At 67.2% G+C, this 14,197-nt stretch carries 16 protein-coding genes and 1 tRNA gene; 5 read left to right on the forward strand and 12 right to left on the reverse strand.

Going from position 1 to position 14,197, the window contains the following annotated elements; all coding sequences use genetic code 11:
- Window positions 1-4: 4 nt before the first annotated feature.
- The 11 genes from nuoG to VGE03_RS11945 all read right to left on the reverse strand — a co-directional run bounded on the left by nuoG (window position 5) and on the right by VGE03_RS11945 (window position 8,515).
- On the reverse strand, window positions 5-2,050 hold the full coding sequence (nuoG, locus tag VGE03_RS11895) for an NADH-quinone oxidoreductase subunit NuoG (protein ID WP_331046687.1): 2,046 nt from the start codon (window positions 2,048-2,050) through the stop codon (window positions 5-7).
- Window positions 2,051-2,091: 41 nt separating this feature from the next.
- Window positions 2,092-2,547, reverse strand: coding sequence for a TM2 domain-containing protein (locus VGE03_RS11900; RefSeq protein ID WP_331046688.1), 456 nt, complete (start codon window positions 2,545-2,547; stop codon window positions 2,092-2,094).
- A 78-nt stretch (window positions 2,548-2,625) separates the two neighbouring features.
- A complete protein-coding gene (locus VGE03_RS11905; RefSeq protein WP_331046689.1) occupies window positions 2,626-3,117 on the reverse strand; it encodes a hypothetical protein in 492 nt (163 codons plus the stop codon).
- 2 nt (window positions 3,118-3,119) lie between these two features.
- Window positions 3,120-4,433 (reverse strand): NADH-quinone oxidoreductase subunit NuoF, encoded by a 1,314-nt coding sequence (gene nuoF / locus VGE03_RS11910; RefSeq protein WP_331046690.1) that lies wholly within the window; start codon window positions 4,431-4,433, stop codon window positions 3,120-3,122.
- A gap of 5 nt (window positions 4,434-4,438) precedes the next feature.
- Entirely contained in the window at window positions 4,439-4,711 is a 273-nt protein-coding gene (locus VGE03_RS11915) for a hypothetical protein (RefSeq protein WP_331046691.1), read from the reverse strand.
- Window positions 4,708-5,370: an NADH-quinone oxidoreductase subunit NuoE gene (gene nuoE, locus VGE03_RS11920; protein ID WP_331046692.1), complete on the reverse strand. Its 663-nt coding sequence runs from the start codon at window positions 5,368-5,370 to the stop codon at window positions 4,708-4,710. Before nuoE ends, VGE03_RS11915 begins: the two co-directional genes overlap by 4 nt.
- Complete coding sequence (locus tag VGE03_RS11925) at window positions 5,370-5,633, reverse strand: hypothetical protein (protein WP_331046693.1); 264 nt, start codon at window positions 5,631-5,633, stop codon at window positions 5,370-5,372. Before VGE03_RS11925 ends, nuoE begins: the two co-directional genes overlap by 1 nt.
- Complete coding sequence (locus tag VGE03_RS11930) at window positions 5,630-6,898, reverse strand: NADH-quinone oxidoreductase subunit D (RefSeq protein ID WP_414644942.1); 1,269 nt, start codon at window positions 6,896-6,898, stop codon at window positions 5,630-5,632. Before VGE03_RS11930 ends, VGE03_RS11925 begins: the two co-directional genes overlap by 4 nt.
- On the reverse strand, window positions 6,898-7,491 hold the full coding sequence (locus tag VGE03_RS11935; protein WP_331046703.1) for an NADH-quinone oxidoreductase subunit C: 594 nt from the start codon (window positions 7,489-7,491) through the stop codon (window positions 6,898-6,900). Before VGE03_RS11935 ends, VGE03_RS11930 begins: the two co-directional genes overlap by 1 nt.
- A 23-nt stretch (window positions 7,492-7,514) precedes the next feature.
- Window positions 7,515-8,168, reverse strand: a complete 654-nt coding sequence (locus tag VGE03_RS11940) for a NuoB/complex I 20 kDa subunit family protein (protein WP_414644943.1) — start codon at window positions 8,166-8,168, stop codon at window positions 7,515-7,517.
- Entirely contained in the window at window positions 8,138-8,515 is a 378-nt protein-coding gene (locus VGE03_RS11945; protein WP_331046695.1) for an NADH-quinone oxidoreductase subunit A, read from the reverse strand. The genes VGE03_RS11940 and VGE03_RS11945 overlap by 31 nt, the downstream gene beginning before the upstream one ends.
- 211 nt (window positions 8,516-8,726) lie before the next feature.
- Between VGE03_RS11945 and VGE03_RS11950 the strand changes: the two genes are divergently transcribed.
- The 4 genes from VGE03_RS11950 (at window position 8,727) to VGE03_RS11965 (ending at window position 12,222) form a co-directional block, all read left to right on the forward strand.
- Complete coding sequence (locus VGE03_RS11950) at window positions 8,727-10,358, forward strand: AbgT family transporter (RefSeq protein WP_331046696.1); 1,632 nt, start codon at window positions 8,727-8,729, stop codon at window positions 10,356-10,358.
- A gap of 95 nt (window positions 10,359-10,453) precedes the next feature.
- Window positions 10,454-10,530, forward strand: a tRNA-Asp gene (locus tag VGE03_RS11955).
- 211 nt (window positions 10,531-10,741) lie between these two features.
- Window positions 10,742-11,506: a hypothetical protein gene (locus VGE03_RS11960; protein ID WP_331046697.1), complete on the forward strand. Its 765-nt coding sequence runs from the start codon at window positions 10,742-10,744 to the stop codon at window positions 11,504-11,506.
- Window positions 11,506-12,222 carry a type II CAAX prenyl endopeptidase Rce1 family protein gene (locus VGE03_RS11965; RefSeq protein ID WP_331046698.1) on the forward strand — a complete coding sequence of 239 codons (717 nt, stop codon included), beginning with the start codon at window positions 11,506-11,508 and terminating at the stop codon, window positions 12,220-12,222. Before VGE03_RS11960 ends, VGE03_RS11965 begins: the two co-directional genes overlap by 1 nt.
- 9 nt (window positions 12,223-12,231) lie before the next feature.
- On the opposite strand, the gene VGE03_RS11970 is transcribed toward VGE03_RS11965, so the two are convergent.
- Window positions 12,232-12,591 (reverse strand): hypothetical protein, encoded by a 360-nt coding sequence (locus VGE03_RS11970; protein ID WP_331046699.1) that lies wholly within the window; start codon window positions 12,589-12,591, stop codon window positions 12,232-12,234.
- A 238-nt stretch (window positions 12,592-12,829) separates the two neighbouring features.
- Here VGE03_RS11970 and VGE03_RS11975 point away from each other — a divergent pair.
- Window positions 12,830-14,197, forward strand: a 1,368-nt coding sequence (locus VGE03_RS11975; protein WP_331046700.1) for a DEAD/DEAH box helicase, incomplete at its 3' end; no start/stop codon positions are given.

Consider the following 14,197-nt stretch of genomic DNA (forward strand, 5'->3'; position numbering starts at 1 on the left):
AGGCTTACTCCGCGGCCATCGCGACCGGGGCGATCCGCTGGGCGGACAGCTCGGCCATCGTCACGCTGGCGCGCGTGATGGGGTTGTTCAGGTAGGGGTCGCGCACCGACGAGGCGAAGGCGACGTCGCCCAGATCGCCCTTCTTGCCCAGCGACGCCACGTCGAACGACGCGGGGGTCGGCAGGTAGTCGATACGGCCGAAGGTCGGATGATCCGCCATCAGCTTAGAACGCAGGGCGTCCAGGGTGTCGTACGGCAGGGTCTGGCCGACCAGGGCCGACAGGGCGCGCAGGATGGCCCAGTCTTCCTTGGCCTGGCCCTTCGGGAAGACGACGCGTTCCGCCATCTGCACCCGGCCCTCGGTGTTGACGTACAGGCCCGACTTCTCGGTGTAGGCCGAGCCCGGCAGGATCACGTCCGCGCCGTGCGCGCCGCGGTCGCCGTGCGAGCCCAGATAGACGCGGAAGGCGTCCGAGCCGCCCAGTTCGATCTCGTCGGCGCCCAGCAGGAACAGCACGTCCAGCGCGCCCGGCTTGATCATGTCAAAGACGGTCTTGCCGCCCTCGCCCGGGACGAAGCCCATGTCCAGACCGGCCACGCGCGCGGCGGCGGTGTGCAGGACGTTGAAGCCGTTCCAGCCTTCCGCGACCACGCCGACCTTCTTGGCCAGCGCGCCCAGGGCGTTCAGCACGGCCGGGCCGGTCTCGCCGGTCAGGGCGCCCGAACCGACGATGATCGCCGGACGCTCCGCCTTGGTCAGGAAGTCGACGGCCGCCTTCGGCAGCTTGCCGACGGTCTTCGACCCGGCGCCGAGCCAGTTGTAGTCGAACGTCAGGTTCGCCTGTTCGCCGATCAGGCCGATCTCGGTCTTGCCGGCCAGCCACACCTTGCGCAGGCGGGCGTTCAGCAGCGGGGCCTCGACGCGCGGGTTGGCGCCCACGATCAGGATGGCGTCAGCGTTTTCAATGCCTTGCAGGCCGCTGTTGAACAGCCAGCCTTCACGCGGACCAACGCCCAGAGCGGCGCCGTCCTGACGGCAGTCGGTGTTGGCCGAGCCCAGGGCGCGGAACAGGTCCAGCGCCGCCTTCATCGATTCCGCGTCCTGCAGGTCGCCGGCGACCACGCCGATGCGATCGGCCGAAGCGGCGTTCAGCTTGGCGGCCACGACGCCCAGGGCCTCGTCCCACGAGGCGGCGCGCAGGCGGCCGTTCTCACGCACATACGGGCGATCCAGACGCTGGCGCTGCAGGCCGTCGACGGCGTAACGGCTGACGTCCGACAGCCACTCCTCGTTGATGCCTTCATTCACGCGCGGCAGCACGCGCATCACTTCCGAGCCCTTGAAATCGGCGCGGATGTTCGAGCCCAGCGCGTCCATGACGTCGATGGTCTCGGTCTTCTTCAGCTCCCACGGGCGGTAGTGGTACTGCCACGGGCGGTGCGTCAGGGCGCCCACCGGGCACAGGTCGTTGACGTTGCCCGACAGCTCGCTGTCGATGTTCTTTTCCAGATAGGTGGTGATCTCGGCGTCCTCGCCGCGCGAGATCATGCCGATGTCCGGCACGCCGGCCACTTCGGTGATGAAGCGGACGCAGCGGGTGCACTGGATGCACCGGGTCATGAAGGTCTTGACCGTCGGACCCATGTTCTTTTCTTCGACCGCGCGCTTGTTTTCAGCGTAGCGCGAGCCGTCACGGCCGTAGCCGACGGCCTGGTCCTGCAGGTCGCATTCGCCGCCCTGGTCGCAGATCGGGCAGTCCAGCGGGTGGTTGATGAGCAGGAACTCCATCACCCCTTCGCGGGCCTTCTTCACCATCGGCGTGTCGGTGAAGATTTCCTGGCCGTCGGCGGCCGGGAGCGCGCACGAAGCTTGCGGCTTCGGCGGTCCCGGCTTCACCTCGACAAGGCACATGCGGCAGTTGCCGGCGATCGACAGCCGCTCGTGGTAGCAGAAGCGCGGAATCTCATGACCGGCGCGCTCGGCGACCTGGAGCACGGTCATACCGGGCTCGAACTCGGTCTCTACGCCGTTGACTTTCGCGATGGGCATTACCCGCGACCTCTGCGTTTCTTGGCTTTAAGCGAACTTGATCAGAACCAGGACTTGTTCCCCACGACGTAGTCGCGGTGGAACTCCTCGTCCGATTTGACCAGGTAGATGATGAATTCGATGAAGGCGATGATGGCCATGATGAAGCCCGGCAGGATCAGCAGCCAGCCGATCGTGCCGCAGACCAGCATGATGATGCCGGCCGTGGTCTTGCCCAGATAGAACTTGTGGATGCCCAGCGTGCCCAGGAAGAAGGCCAGCAGGGCGGCGACGATCTTGTTCTTGTCGCTGCTCGAGGCGACCGGACGGTTCGAGGCCGTCACATAGATGTTGGTGGCCACGCCGTCGGCCACTTCGAAGTCGACTTCCGAACCGGCCGGAATGTCGCCCGTACCGCCCATCAGGGCGCTGCGGGTGAAGGTGTAGCGGCCACCGTCGTCGCCGCTGATCAGGCCCGAGCCGGTGTAATCGTCGAAGCTCAGAATCTTGCCACGCATATCAAACTCCCCCGTTGATAAGATCGCGGACCGGCGCCATCGCCGCTCCCCCGGAAAAAACAGTCCGCCGAACGTCCATCACAGACGCTCCGCGGGCAGGTCGAACGCCTGCGTGGACGTGGTGCCGTCCGGCAGGGTCGTGTTGATGGTGATGGCGTCGCCGTCAAGGACGAAGCGCGTCACCGGGTCACCGGACTGGTTCATCCAGCGATTGGATTCAGGCGTGGGCGCCTCGACCGGCTTCCAGCTGATCAGGTCGCCGTCGACGCGGCACTGACCCCGGCGGCGTCCGCCGTCGACCGGCGCGCGCCACGAGAGGTTCACCACCTCGCCCTCGATGCCGTCCACCTCCATGGCCGACAGATCCTGCCCGTGAATGGCCGCCAGGCCCGCCCGGCAGACGCGGCGCAGGTCGGGCGCGGTCAGCACGACCGGCACGCTGCCCTCCCCGTCCGACGCCGGATTGGCGGCCGAGACCTTTTCCGCCGGGGTCGAGGCAGGCGCGTCCGTCCGCTCGCCGCAGGCGGCGAGGGTCAGGAGGGCCAGCATCGAGACGGCGGTCAGGCGCATCGTTACTCCGCGGCGATCGCGTGGCCGGCGAAGTTCGCGCGGCGGCTGCGATAGGTGGAGATGCGGTCCTCGATCTCGTGGCGGAAGTGACGGATCAGGCCTTGGACCGGCCAGGCCGCCGCGTCGCCCAGGGCGCAGATCGTGTGACCTTCGATCTGGGTCGAGACTTCCAGCAGCATGTCGATTTCCGACGGGTCGGCCTCGCCGATCGCCATCCGCTCCAGCACGCGCCACATCCAGCCGGTGCCTTCACGGCACGGCGTGCACTGGCCGCAGCTCTCGTGCTTGAAGAAGTAGCTGATGCGGGCGATCGCCTTCACGATGTCGGTGGACTCGTCCATCACCGTGACGCCGGCGGTGCCCAGCGACGAGCGCAGCTCGCGCATCGAGTCGAAGTCCATCAGGGCCACTTCGGCCTGTTCGCGGGTGATCACCGGGCAGGACGCGCCGCCCGGGATGATGGCTTTCAGATTGCCCCAGCCGCCGCGCACGCCGCCGCCGTGATCCTCGATCAGCTGGCGCAGCGGGATCGACATGGCCTCTTCGACCACGCAGGGGGTGTTGATGTGACCGGCCAGCGACATCAGCTTGGTGCCGGTGTTGTTCGGACGGCCGAAGCTGGCGAACCAGTCCGCGCCGCGACGCAGGATGGTGCCGACCACGGCGATCGATTCCACGTTGTTCACGGTCGTCGGGCAGCCGTACAGACCGGCGCCCGCCGGGAACGGCGGCTTCAGGCGCGGCTGGCCCTTCTTGCCTTCCAGCGACTCCAGCAGGGCGGTCTCTTCACCGCAGATGTACGCGCCGGCGCCGTGGTGGATGTAGACGTCGAAGTCCCAGCCGTGGACGTTGTTCTTGCCGATCAGCTTGGCCTCATAGGCCTGCTTGACCGCGGCTTCCATGCGCTCGCGCTCCAGCACGTACTCGCCGCGCAGATAGATGTAGCAGGCGTGGGCCTGCATCGCGAAGCTGGCGATCAGGCAGCCTTCGATCAGCAGCTGCGGATCGTGGCGCATGATCTCGCGATCCTTGCAGGTCGCGGGTTCGGATTCGTCGGCGTTGACGACCAGGTAGTGAGGACGATCCTTCACTTCCTTGGGCATGAAGGACCACTTCAGGCCGGTCGAGAAGCCCGCGCCGCCGCGTCCGCGCAGGCCCGAGTTCTTGACGTTGGTGATGATCCAGTCCCGACCGAGGTCGAGCATGTCCTTCGTCGCGTTCCACGCGCCGCGCTTCTTCGCCCCTTCCAGACCCCAGTCCTGGAGTCCGTACAGGTTGGTGAAGATACGATCCTTGTCTTCGAGGATACCGACCATGGTTCCTAGAGTCCTTCCGCCAGACGGCGCTTGTGGTAGCGGGTACGCAGGTAGGTCGCGGTCAGGAACAGCACCCAACCGGCGGCGACGAAGCCGTAGGCGACCAGCATCAGGGGCTGGATCACCGGCAGGGCGTCGTAGCGGGTGGCGACGACATAGCCGGCGCCCAGCAGGATCAGCACCAGACCGCCCAGCCGCAGCGGACGGCCGACAGCCTTGAGCTCGGCCCGGTAGGCCGCACGGCCCTCCTCCGTGTCGAGATCATGCGGCTGGGTCATGCCTTCACCGGCTCGCTGTTCGGCAGCTTCTTGATCGGCTTGGCGGCCGAGCCGTCATACAGCTTCGGATCGGTCAGCGTGCGCGCGCCGCCTTCCGGCTCCGACGTGTGACGGCCGACGCGCGAGCCCGGCTTGGGCTTCTTGCCGGCGGCGAAGTCGTCGATGATCTGGGCCAGGTTGTCCGGCGTCAGGTCCTCGAAATAGTAGTCGTTGATCGCGGCCATCGGCGCATTGGCGCAGGCGCCCATGCACTCGACCTCTTCCCAGGTGAAGCGGCCGTCGGCGCTCAGCGTCTGCTTGGGCCCGATCTTCTTCTTGCACACGTCCATCAGGTCGTTGGCGCCGCGCAGCATGCACGGCGTCGTGCCGCACACCTGGATCAGCGCCGACGTGCCGACCGGCTCCAGCATGAACATGGTGTAGAAGGTCGCGACCTCCAGCACCCGGATGTAGGGCATGCCCAGCAGCTCGGCGATGGCGCGGATGGCGGGCTCCGAGACCCAGCCTTCCTGCTTCTGCACCAGCCACAGGATCGGGATCACCGCCGACTGCTGGCGACCTTCCGGATATTTGGCGATCCACCAGTCGCACTTGGTCTTGGTCGCCTTCGAGAAGGCGAACGAGGCCGGCTGTTCCTTGGCGAGACGACGAACGGACATCAGTGGAACGAGCTCAGTTTGGGGTACCACACGCCCCGTTCGGAGAACGGATGCATATTCGGCACGACGTGACCTTGGTCGAGTTCATCAAACCCGACGTTTTCGCGAACGATAGACGGGCTCTGAATATCCGCCACCTGCAGCTCCGCGCGCAGAAGCCCCAGAGCATCATCCAGCGAGTAAGCCGTCACGCCGACCCCCAACCCCGACATCGCGATCGGAGGGTCGAACTTCAGCCAATAGCGGGTCAGATCCGTCGTCACCGATCAACCTCGCCGAAAACGATGTCGAGCGAGCCCAGGATGGCCGAGACGTCGGCCAGCTGGTGATTGCGGTTCATCCAGTCCATCGCCTGCAGGTGACGGAAGCCCGGAGCCGAGATCTTCACGCGGTACGGTTTGTTGGTGCCGTCGGACACCAGATAGATGCCGAACTCGCCCTTGGGCGCCTCGACGGCGGCGTAGACCTCGCCTTCCGGCGTCCGGAAGCCCTCGGTGTAGAGCTTGAAGTGGTGGATCAGCGCTTCCATCGAGCGCTTCATCTCACCCCGGCGCGGCGGGACGATCTTGTTGTCTTCCAGCATGACCGGCTCGCCGGGGCAGTTGCGCAGCTTGTGGATGCACTGCTCCATGATGCGCACCGACTGCTTCATCTCCTCGACGCGGCAGAGGTAGCGGTCCCAGCAGTCGCCGTTCTTGCCGACGGCGATGTCGAACTCGAGGTCCGCATAGCACTCGTACGGCTGCGACTTGCGCAGGTCCCAGGCGATGTCCGAGCCGCGCAGCATCACGCCGGTGAAGGCCCAGTCCAGGGCCTCCTGCTTGGACACCACGCCGATGTCGACGTTGCGCTGCTTGAAGATGCGGTTCTCGGTGACGAGGGACTCGATGTCCTTCAGCGCCGCCGGGAAGGTCTGGCACCAGCGGCCGATGTCGTCGATCAGGTCCATCGGCAGGTCCTGGTGGACGCCGCCCGGACGGAAATAGTTGGCGTGCAGACGGGCGCCGCAGGCGCGCTCGTAGAACACCATCAGCTTCTCGCGCTCTTCGTGGCCCCACAGCGGGGGCGTCAGGGCGCCGACGTCCATGGCCTGCATCGTCGCGTTCAGCAGGTGGTTCCCGATCCGGCCGATTTCCGAATACAGCACGCGGATCAGCTGGGCGCGGTACGGGACCTCGATGCCCAGTAGCTTCTCGATGGCCATGCAGAACGCATGTTCCTGGTTCATCGGCGCGACGTAGTCGAGGCGATCCAGGTACGGCACGTTCTGCAGATAGGTGCGCGCCTCCATCAGCTTCTCGGTGCCGCGGTGCAGCAGGCCGATGTGCGGGTCGACGCGGGTGACGATCTCGCCGTCCAGCTCCAGCACCAGACGCAGCACGCCGTGCGCGGCCGGGTGTTGCGGGCCGAAATTGATCGTGAACTTGCGGTCGTCCATCTCGCGCGCGTGCGCGGTCCGGCCGTCCTCCATGTCGTCAAAGACGTCGGTGGCGCCGATCGGAGCCGGAATGCTCGAACCTTCGGCCATCACTTCACCTTCTCGTCGCCCGGCAGGACCGGGGCGGGATATTCAGCGCCTTCCCACGGCGACAGGAAGTCGAACTGGCGGAACTCCTGGGTCAGCTTGACGGGTTCGTAGATGACCCGCTTCTGCTCCTCGTCGTACCGCACCTCGACATAGCCCGTCATCGGGAAGTCCTTGCGCAGCGGATGCCCCTGGAAGCCGTAGTCGGTCAGGATGCGGCGCAGGTCCGGGTGGCCCGAGAACAGCATGCCGTACATGTCGAACGCCTCGCGCTCGAACCAGTCGGCGCTCGGATAGACCGACACGGCGCTGGGCACCGGCTGGACCTCGTCCGTCGTCACCTTGACGCGCACGCGCGCGTTCCGGGTCAGCGACAGCAGGTGATAGACCACCTCGAACCGCTCCTCGCGATCCGGGAAGTCGACGCCGCACAGGTCGATCAGCTGCTGGAAGCCGAAGCGGTCCTTCAGCGCGCCCAGCACCTCGACGATGCGCTCGCGCTCGGCCACCAGGGTCAGTTCGCCGTACGCGACCTGCGCCTGCACGCCCAGCTCGGCCACCATCTCGGCGCCCAGCGGCGTCAGCGCCGTCTCCAGCGCCTGTTGCTTGACCAGAGAGCTCATCGGTCAATGGTCCCCGTGCGGCGGATCTTCTTCTGCAGCTGCAGCAGCCCGTACAGCAGCGCCTCCGCCGTCGGCGGGCACCCGGGCACATAGACGTCCACCGGCACGACCCGGTCACATCCGCGAACCACGCTGTAGCTGTAGTGATAATAGCCGCCGCCGTTCGCGCAGCTGCCCATCGACACCACGTAGCGCGGGTCCGGCATCTGGTCGTAGACCTTGCGCAGGGCCGGAGCCATCTTGTTGGTCAGGGTGCCGGCGACGATCATCAGGTCCGACTGGCGCGGGCTGGCGCGCGGCGCCATGCCGAAGCGCTCGACGTCGAAGCGCGGCATCGACATCTGGATCATCTCGACGGCGCAGCAGGCCAGGCCGAAGGTCATCCACATCAGCGAACCGGTGCGGGCCCAGTTGATGACGTCGTCCAGCGAGGTCGTCAGGAAGCCGCGCTCGCCCAGCTCGGCGTTCACCTGCTCGAAGAACTTGTCGTGGATCGCGGGATCATAGCCCTCGACCGTCGAGCGCGCGCCCAGGCCGTAGGCGACCGGCGACGACGCGCCCGGCCCGACCGGCGACGCGCCGGAATTGCCCATGCCGATCAGCGGGACGTTGTTGGTGGTCACTCCCATTCGAGCGCGCCCTTCTTCCATTCGTAGATGAAGCCGACGGTCAGAACGCCGAGGAAGACCATCATCGACCAGAAGGCGAACACCATGCCCGCGTGCGACAGGTCGAACATCGACACCGCCCACGGGAACAGGAAGGCCACTTCAAGGTCGAAGATGATGAAGAGGATCGACACCAGATAGAAGCGCACGTCGAACTTCATGCGCGCATCGTCAAAGGCGTTGAAGCCGCACTCGTAGGCCGACAGCTTTTCCGAGTCGGGATTGGTCGGGGCCATGACCCAGGCGCCGATCATGAAGACGAGCCCGATCACCGCCGCGATCCCGAGAAAGATCACGATCGGCAGATATTCGAGAAGAAATGCATTCATCTGGAGGAACCTCGTCCGCCACAGAGGGAGGGGCGGATTCGGCGCTTTCTAGACCCGGATCGCCCGAGGTTCAAACCCATGCTGCAAAAGGAATTTCCTGAGAATCGTTCGCAGCTTTGCGGACAGTTGGTCGCACGTCGTTCCCCTTGCGTCGCTCGCCCCCGTCACGTCCCCTCGCGTCACGTTAACTTCACCGTCCGGAGAGAGATGAATGGCGATCGGCGCACGGGTCCTGAATACCGTCGAACGGATCGGAAACCGGCTGCCGGACCCGGTCTTCCTGTTCCTCTGGCTGATCCTCGGCCTGGTCGTCCTCAGCCTGATCGGCTCCGGCCTGGGCTGGTCGGCGGTCAATCCGGTCCCCGGCGACACCCTGGTCGCCCAGAGCCTGCTCTCGGCCGAGAATCTTGAGCGGCTGATCATCGGCATGCCCAAGACCCTGGCGGAGTTCCCGCCATTGGGCATCGTCATCACCATTATCTACGGGGCCTCGGTGGCCGAGCGGTCCGGCCTGTTCGCCACCGCCATCCGCGGCGCCCTGCTCAATGCGCCCAAGGCGATCCTGACGCCGGTCGTGGTCATCACCGGCATGGTGTCGCACCACGCCTCGGACGCCTCCTATGTCGTGGTCATCCCGCTGGCCGCCGTGATCTTCGCGGCGGCGGGCCGCCACCCCCTCGCCGGTCTGGCCGCCGGATTCGCCGCCGTCTCGGGCGGCTATGCGGGCAATCTGTTCCCGGGCGCCTCCGACGCCCTCATCCTTGGAATCACCGAGCCCGCCGCCCACCTGATCGATCCGTCCTATTCGGTGAACATCGCGGGCAACTGGTTCTTCATCGTCGGGGTCGTGGCGGTGTTCACCCCCATCGTCTGGTTCATGACCGACCGGATCATCGAGCCGCGGCTCGGACAATGGACGCCCTCGGCCGCCGCCGGCGCGCCGCAGGCGGGCGAGAAGACGCCCCTCACCGCCGCCGAGAAGCGCGGCCTGGCCTGGGCCGGACTGGCCGTGCTGGGCATGATCGCCCTGTGGACCGCCATCACCCTCCTCCCGGGGTCGCCCTTCGTCGATCCCGAGGCGGAGCCGGCGCAGGCCTACAATCCCCTGTACCGGTCTCTGGTCGCCTTCTTCGCCACCACCTTCTTCGTCGCGGGCGGCGCCTTCGGGGCCGGCGCGGGATCGGTGAAGTCGCACCGGGACATGGTGCGGATGATGGTCGAGGGCCTGTCCCAGCTGGCCCCCTACATCGTGCTGGCCTTCTTCGCCGCCCACTTCGTGGCCATGTTCAACTGGTCGGGCCTGGGGCCGATTCTGGCGGTCAACGCCGCCGCAGGCCTGCAGGACATCGCCCTGCCCACCCCGCTGCTGCTGATCACCGTGGTTCTGGTGTCCTGCTTCTTCGACCTGTTCATCGGCTCGGCCTCGGCCAAGTGGTCGGCGCTGGCGCCGATCGTGGTGCCGATGTTCATGCTGCTGGGAATCAGCCCCGAGATGACGACCGCCGCCTACCGGATGGGCGATTCCGTCACCAACATCGCCACCCCGCTGATGAGCTACTTCCCGCTCATCCTCACCTTCGCCCAGCGCTGGGACCCCAGATTCGGCCTCGGCTCCCTGATGTCGACCATGCTGCCCTACGCCGGAGCCTTCCTTGTGGCCGGTCTGCTGATGATCGCGGCCTGGGTGGCGCTGGACCTGCCGCTGGGGCCGGGCGTCGGCGTTCACTATGAGCCGCCCCCGCCCGCGACGGCCGTACAGCCGCCCGCGGACGGCGGAGTCATGGGTCCGGCGGCCCCGCCGGAGGCCGCCGCCGTGGCCGGTCCGGGAGTGGAAAAACGCTGATCCGAATTTTTCCGCAAACGACCTGTTGACGCGCCCGGCGAGCCCGCCTAAACGACGCCCCTCGCCGCGGCGCACCAGCGCTTCGGCCGGGAAACGCGGGTGTAGCTCAGTTGGTTAGAGTGCCGGCCTGTCACGCCGGAGGTCGCGGGTTCGAGCCCCGTCACTCGCGCCACTTCTCTGAAGTGGCGCACCTCGTTTCCCTCCATCGCAAGCGATGAAAACAACACGGCCGTTCCTCCGGGAACGGCCGTTTGCTTTTGCGCCTGATCGACAAACGTCATTAACGGCAAGGCTGTTTTCGCGAGCGCCACTCGCCCTTGAGGCGAAAGCGTGTTGTCCTGCCTCTCCCCCACGCGGCCATGCCGCCGATCCGGAGTCGTACGATGTCCCTCCTGCGTTCTTCCGCCGTCATCACCCTTTCCGCCGTGCTGGCCGCCACCGCCGTGCTTCCGGCGGCCGCCCAGACGCCCGGACGCCTGTCCGACCTCGTCGGCGCCCGCGCGGGCCAGTCCGAGGGCGAACTCACCCGTCGCGGCTATCAGGTCACGGACCGCAGCGAGGTGGTCGGCGACGGACGCCTGACCTATTGGCGCCGGGGCGACGAGTGCGTCGCCATCCTGACCCGCGACGGCCGCTACGCCTCCATCAATCAGGCGGGTCGGTCAGAGTGCGGCGGCGGGGGCGGCTCCGGCCACGACAATGACGCGGGCGCCGCCATCGCCGCCGTGGCCATCATAGGCCTCGCCGCCGCCCTGGGCTCGCACAACCGTCGCCATGGCGACGACGATCGCCACCCCGATCACGACAACGAGTACCAGCGCGGCTATCAGGCCGGGCTCTACGGCTCCCCCTATGACGACCGGCATGAGACCGAGGGTTATCACGACGGCTATCTGGCCGGCGAAGCCGAGGCGGTGAATCGTCGGAACGCGAACTCGCGCTGGGTGCGTCAGGCGCCGCAGTCGGCCCAGAACGCCTGCTCGCGCCGGGCCGATGATTTCCAGAACAGCCCGCGCGGCTCCAGCGTGCCGATCAGCGTGCGCGACCTCGGTCGCGACCAGTGGGAAATGACCATGGGCACCGGCAGCTATCGTTCGGTGTGCCGGGTGACCTCCGACGGCCGCGTCCTGTCGATCGATCCCTATTGATGGCCGGCGCGCGGCGGGGCCTCCCTTTCGCCGACGACAGCGCCGCGAAACCCGCCGCCTGGCGCTGGGCTGTCGCCCTGCTCAGCGCCGTCGCCGGGTTCGCCGCCCTTCTGCTGGTCGAGCCGGCGCTCGGCATGCTCGCGGCGGCGCTGCTGTTCGTGGGCATTCCGCTCGCCGGCCTTTTCGTCCTGACGGAGGGGAGGCTCGGCCTCATCCTGCCCCCTCCGAGCGGGCGTGACGTCGCGGTCGGCCTGGGCTTCGGCCTGCTGAACCTGATCGCCATCCCGCTGCTCGGCTGGCTGATCACCCGGCTGCTCCCCACAGCGCCCAATCCCGTCGGCGATCTGTTGTCAGGCCTCACGCCGGGCGCGATCCCCGGCTTCTTCGCCACGACCGGGATTCAGCTGGTCGGCGAGGAGCTGGTGACCGTCATCCCCTTCCTCGCCGTCATGGTCCTGATGCGAGGCATCGGCTTCCCGCGCGGCGCCGCGGTCGCGATCGGAGCGCTCGGCGCCGCCCTCGCCTTCGCGGCGATGCATTTGCCGACCTACCAATGGCATGTCCTGCAGACCGTCGTGCTGATCGGCGGCGCGCGCCTGATCCTGCTCGGCGCCTATCTGGTGACGCGGAACCTTTGGGCGTCCGTGATCGCCCACATCTTCAATGACTGGATGCTGTTCGGATCGTTGATCCTGCTGGCGCGCGCGGCGACCTGAGGCCGGATTTTACTGCCGCCCGGCCACCAGCACGTTCTGCACGCGGCGGCCCAGCGGATCGCGCGAGTGCCAGGTGTCCCCCACGTCGGCCTCGATCATGTCGGTGCAGAAGCGCGGGATCAGCATGTTCGGGCGCATGTTGGTCAGGCAGACCCGCTCGCCCTGGACGCTCCAGCGCGCGGCCAGACGGCGACCGTCCGAGAATTGCGCTGAATAGCTGCCGTCCGGATTGAACCAGTGTTTGACCCAGCCCCCGTCCGGATAGCGCGAAATGACCGTATTGCCGAAGGCGGCGTTCATATCGGTCCGGCCCGGACCGGCGGCGAGACAGACGACCGCAACGGTCGCCACGGCTAGCGCACGCAGCATGCAGATACCCTCACAAGACCCTTCCCGCGGCGACTATTAACATCCTGTTAGGTTCTGCCAACCCCCGAACAGCGTCACACGAATAGTTGACTATCGCGCGGGGGCTTCTATATGCGGCGCACGTTACGGGACAGGAATGGCGAATTCGCGCCGCCCGCTCGCCCACGGCACAGGGCGGTTCCGAGACATCGCACGACGGCCCGATGCGCGGGGCGTCCTTCCATAGTCCCAGGGACCCATGACTGAATTTTCGCAACTGGGCCTTTCGCCCACGACCCTGCAAGCGGTCGCCGACACCGGCTATACGACCGCCACCCCGATCCAGGCCCAGGCCATTCCGGTCGCCCTCGCCGGCCGTGACGTGCTCGGCATCGCCCAGACCGGCACCGGCAAGACCGCCGCCTTCACCCTGCCGATGGTGGATCGCCTCGCCTCGGGCCGCGCCCGCGCCCGCATGCCGCGCGCCCTGGTGCTGGCCCCGACCCGCGAGCTCGCCGACCAGGTCGCCGAGAGCTTCCAGAAATACGCCAAGGGCACCAAGCTGAACTGGGCCCTGCTGATCGGCGGCGTGTCGATGGGCGACCAGGTCGCCCTGCTGACCAAGGGCGTCGACGTCCTGATCGCCACCCCGGGCCGCCTGCTGGACCTGTTCGAGCGCGGCAAGATCCTGCTGACCGGCGTCGAGCTGATGGTCGTCGACGAAGCCGACCGCATGCTGGACATGGGCTTCATCCCGGACATCGAGCGCATCTTCAAGCTGACGCCGCCGCGTCGCCAGACCCTGTTCTTCTCGGCCACCATGCCGCCGGAGATCACCCGCCTGACGACCCAGTTCCTCAAGGATCCGACCCGGATCGAGGTGGCGCGTCCGGCCACGACCGCCGACACCATCACCCAGCACATCACCCGCCTGCCGACCTCGGACCCCAAGGCCAAGCGCACCGCCCTGCGCATGCTGATCGAGCGGTCGGAAGTGCAGAACGGCATCATCTTCTGCAATCGCAAGTCGGAAGTGGATATCGTCGCCAAGTCGCTGAAGACGCACGGCTTCGACGCCGCGCCGATCCACGGCGACCTGGACCAGTCGCTGCGCATGAAGACCCTGTCGGACTTCCGCTCGGGCGCGCTGAAGCTGCTGGTCGCCTCCGACGTCGCCGCGCGCGGCCTGGACATCCCGGCCGTCAGCCACGTGTTCAACTACGACGTCCCGCACCACGCCGACGACTACGTCCACCGCATCGGCCGCACCGGCCGCGCCGGACGTCTGGGCGAGGCCTTCATGATCACCACCCCCGCCGACGAGAAGGCGCTGGATAAGGTGCTCAAGCTGATCAAGAAGGATCCGGTCGAGCTGCCGCTGGAAGGCGTCGACTTCGCCGCCATCAAGGACCAGTCGCGCCGCGACGGCGGTCGTGACGGCCGGGGCGACAAGCGCGGCCGCGGACGCGATCGCGGCGACCGCCCTGCCCGCCCCCGTCGTGAGGACGCGCCGGTCGAGGCCGCCGTCGAGGACGTCGTCGTCCCCGCCGTGGCGGAAGAGGCCGAGGCCCCCGCCGCGCGTGAACCGCGTCGCGAGCGTGGTCGTGGTCGCAACGCCGACCGTCGC

This window comes from Brevundimonas sp. (assembly GCF_036400995.1).
GTDB lineage: Bacteria > Pseudomonadota > Alphaproteobacteria > Caulobacterales > Caulobacteraceae > Brevundimonas.

Bases quoted from the DNA above. Each gene is read 5' to 3' on its own strand.
- VGE03_RS11940 (WP_414644943.1), bottom strand. From the start codon at position 8,168: ATGGAAGAAGGGCGCGCTCGAATGGGAGTGACCACCAACAACGTCCCG.
- nuoF (WP_331046690.1), bottom strand. From the start codon at position 4,433: ATGGTCGGTATCCTCGAAGACAAGGATCGTATCTTCACCAACCTGTAC.
- nuoE (WP_331046692.1), bottom strand. From the start codon at position 5,370: ATGTCCGTTCGTCGTCTCGCCAAGGAACAGCCGGCCTCGTTCGCCTTC.
- VGE03_RS11965 (WP_331046698.1), top strand. From the start codon at position 11,506: ATGGCCGGCGCGCGGCGGGGCCTCCCTTTCGCCGACGACAGCGCCGCG.
- VGE03_RS11950 (WP_331046696.1), top strand. From the start codon at position 8,727: ATGGCGATCGGCGCACGGGTCCTGAATACCGTCGAACGGATCGGAAAC.
- VGE03_RS11915 (WP_331046691.1), bottom strand. From the start codon at position 4,711: ATGACCCAGCCGCATGATCTCGACACGGAGGAGGGCCGTGCGGCCTAC.
- nuoG (WP_331046687.1), bottom strand. From the start codon at position 2,050: ATGCCCATCGCGAAAGTCAACGGCGTAGAGACCGAGTTCGAGCCCGGT.
- VGE03_RS11970 (WP_331046699.1), bottom strand. From the start codon at position 12,591: ATGCTGCGTGCGCTAGCCGTGGCGACCGTTGCGGTCGTCTGTCTCGCC.
- VGE03_RS11960 (WP_331046697.1), top strand. From the start codon at position 10,742: ATGTCCCTCCTGCGTTCTTCCGCCGTCATCACCCTTTCCGCCGTGCTG.
- VGE03_RS11930 (WP_414644942.1), bottom strand. From the start codon at position 6,898: ATGGCCGAAGGTTCGAGCATTCCGGCTCCGATCGGCGCCACCGACGTC.
- VGE03_RS11900 (WP_331046688.1), bottom strand. From the start codon at position 2,547: ATGCGTGGCAAGATTCTGAGCTTCGACGATTACACCGGCTCGGGCCTG.
- VGE03_RS11945 (WP_331046695.1), bottom strand. From the start codon at position 8,515: ATGAATGCATTTCTTCTCGAATATCTGCCGATCGTGATCTTTCTCGGG.
- VGE03_RS11905 (WP_331046689.1), bottom strand. From the start codon at position 3,117: ATGCGCCTGACCGCCGTCTCGATGCTGGCCCTCCTGACCCTCGCCGCC.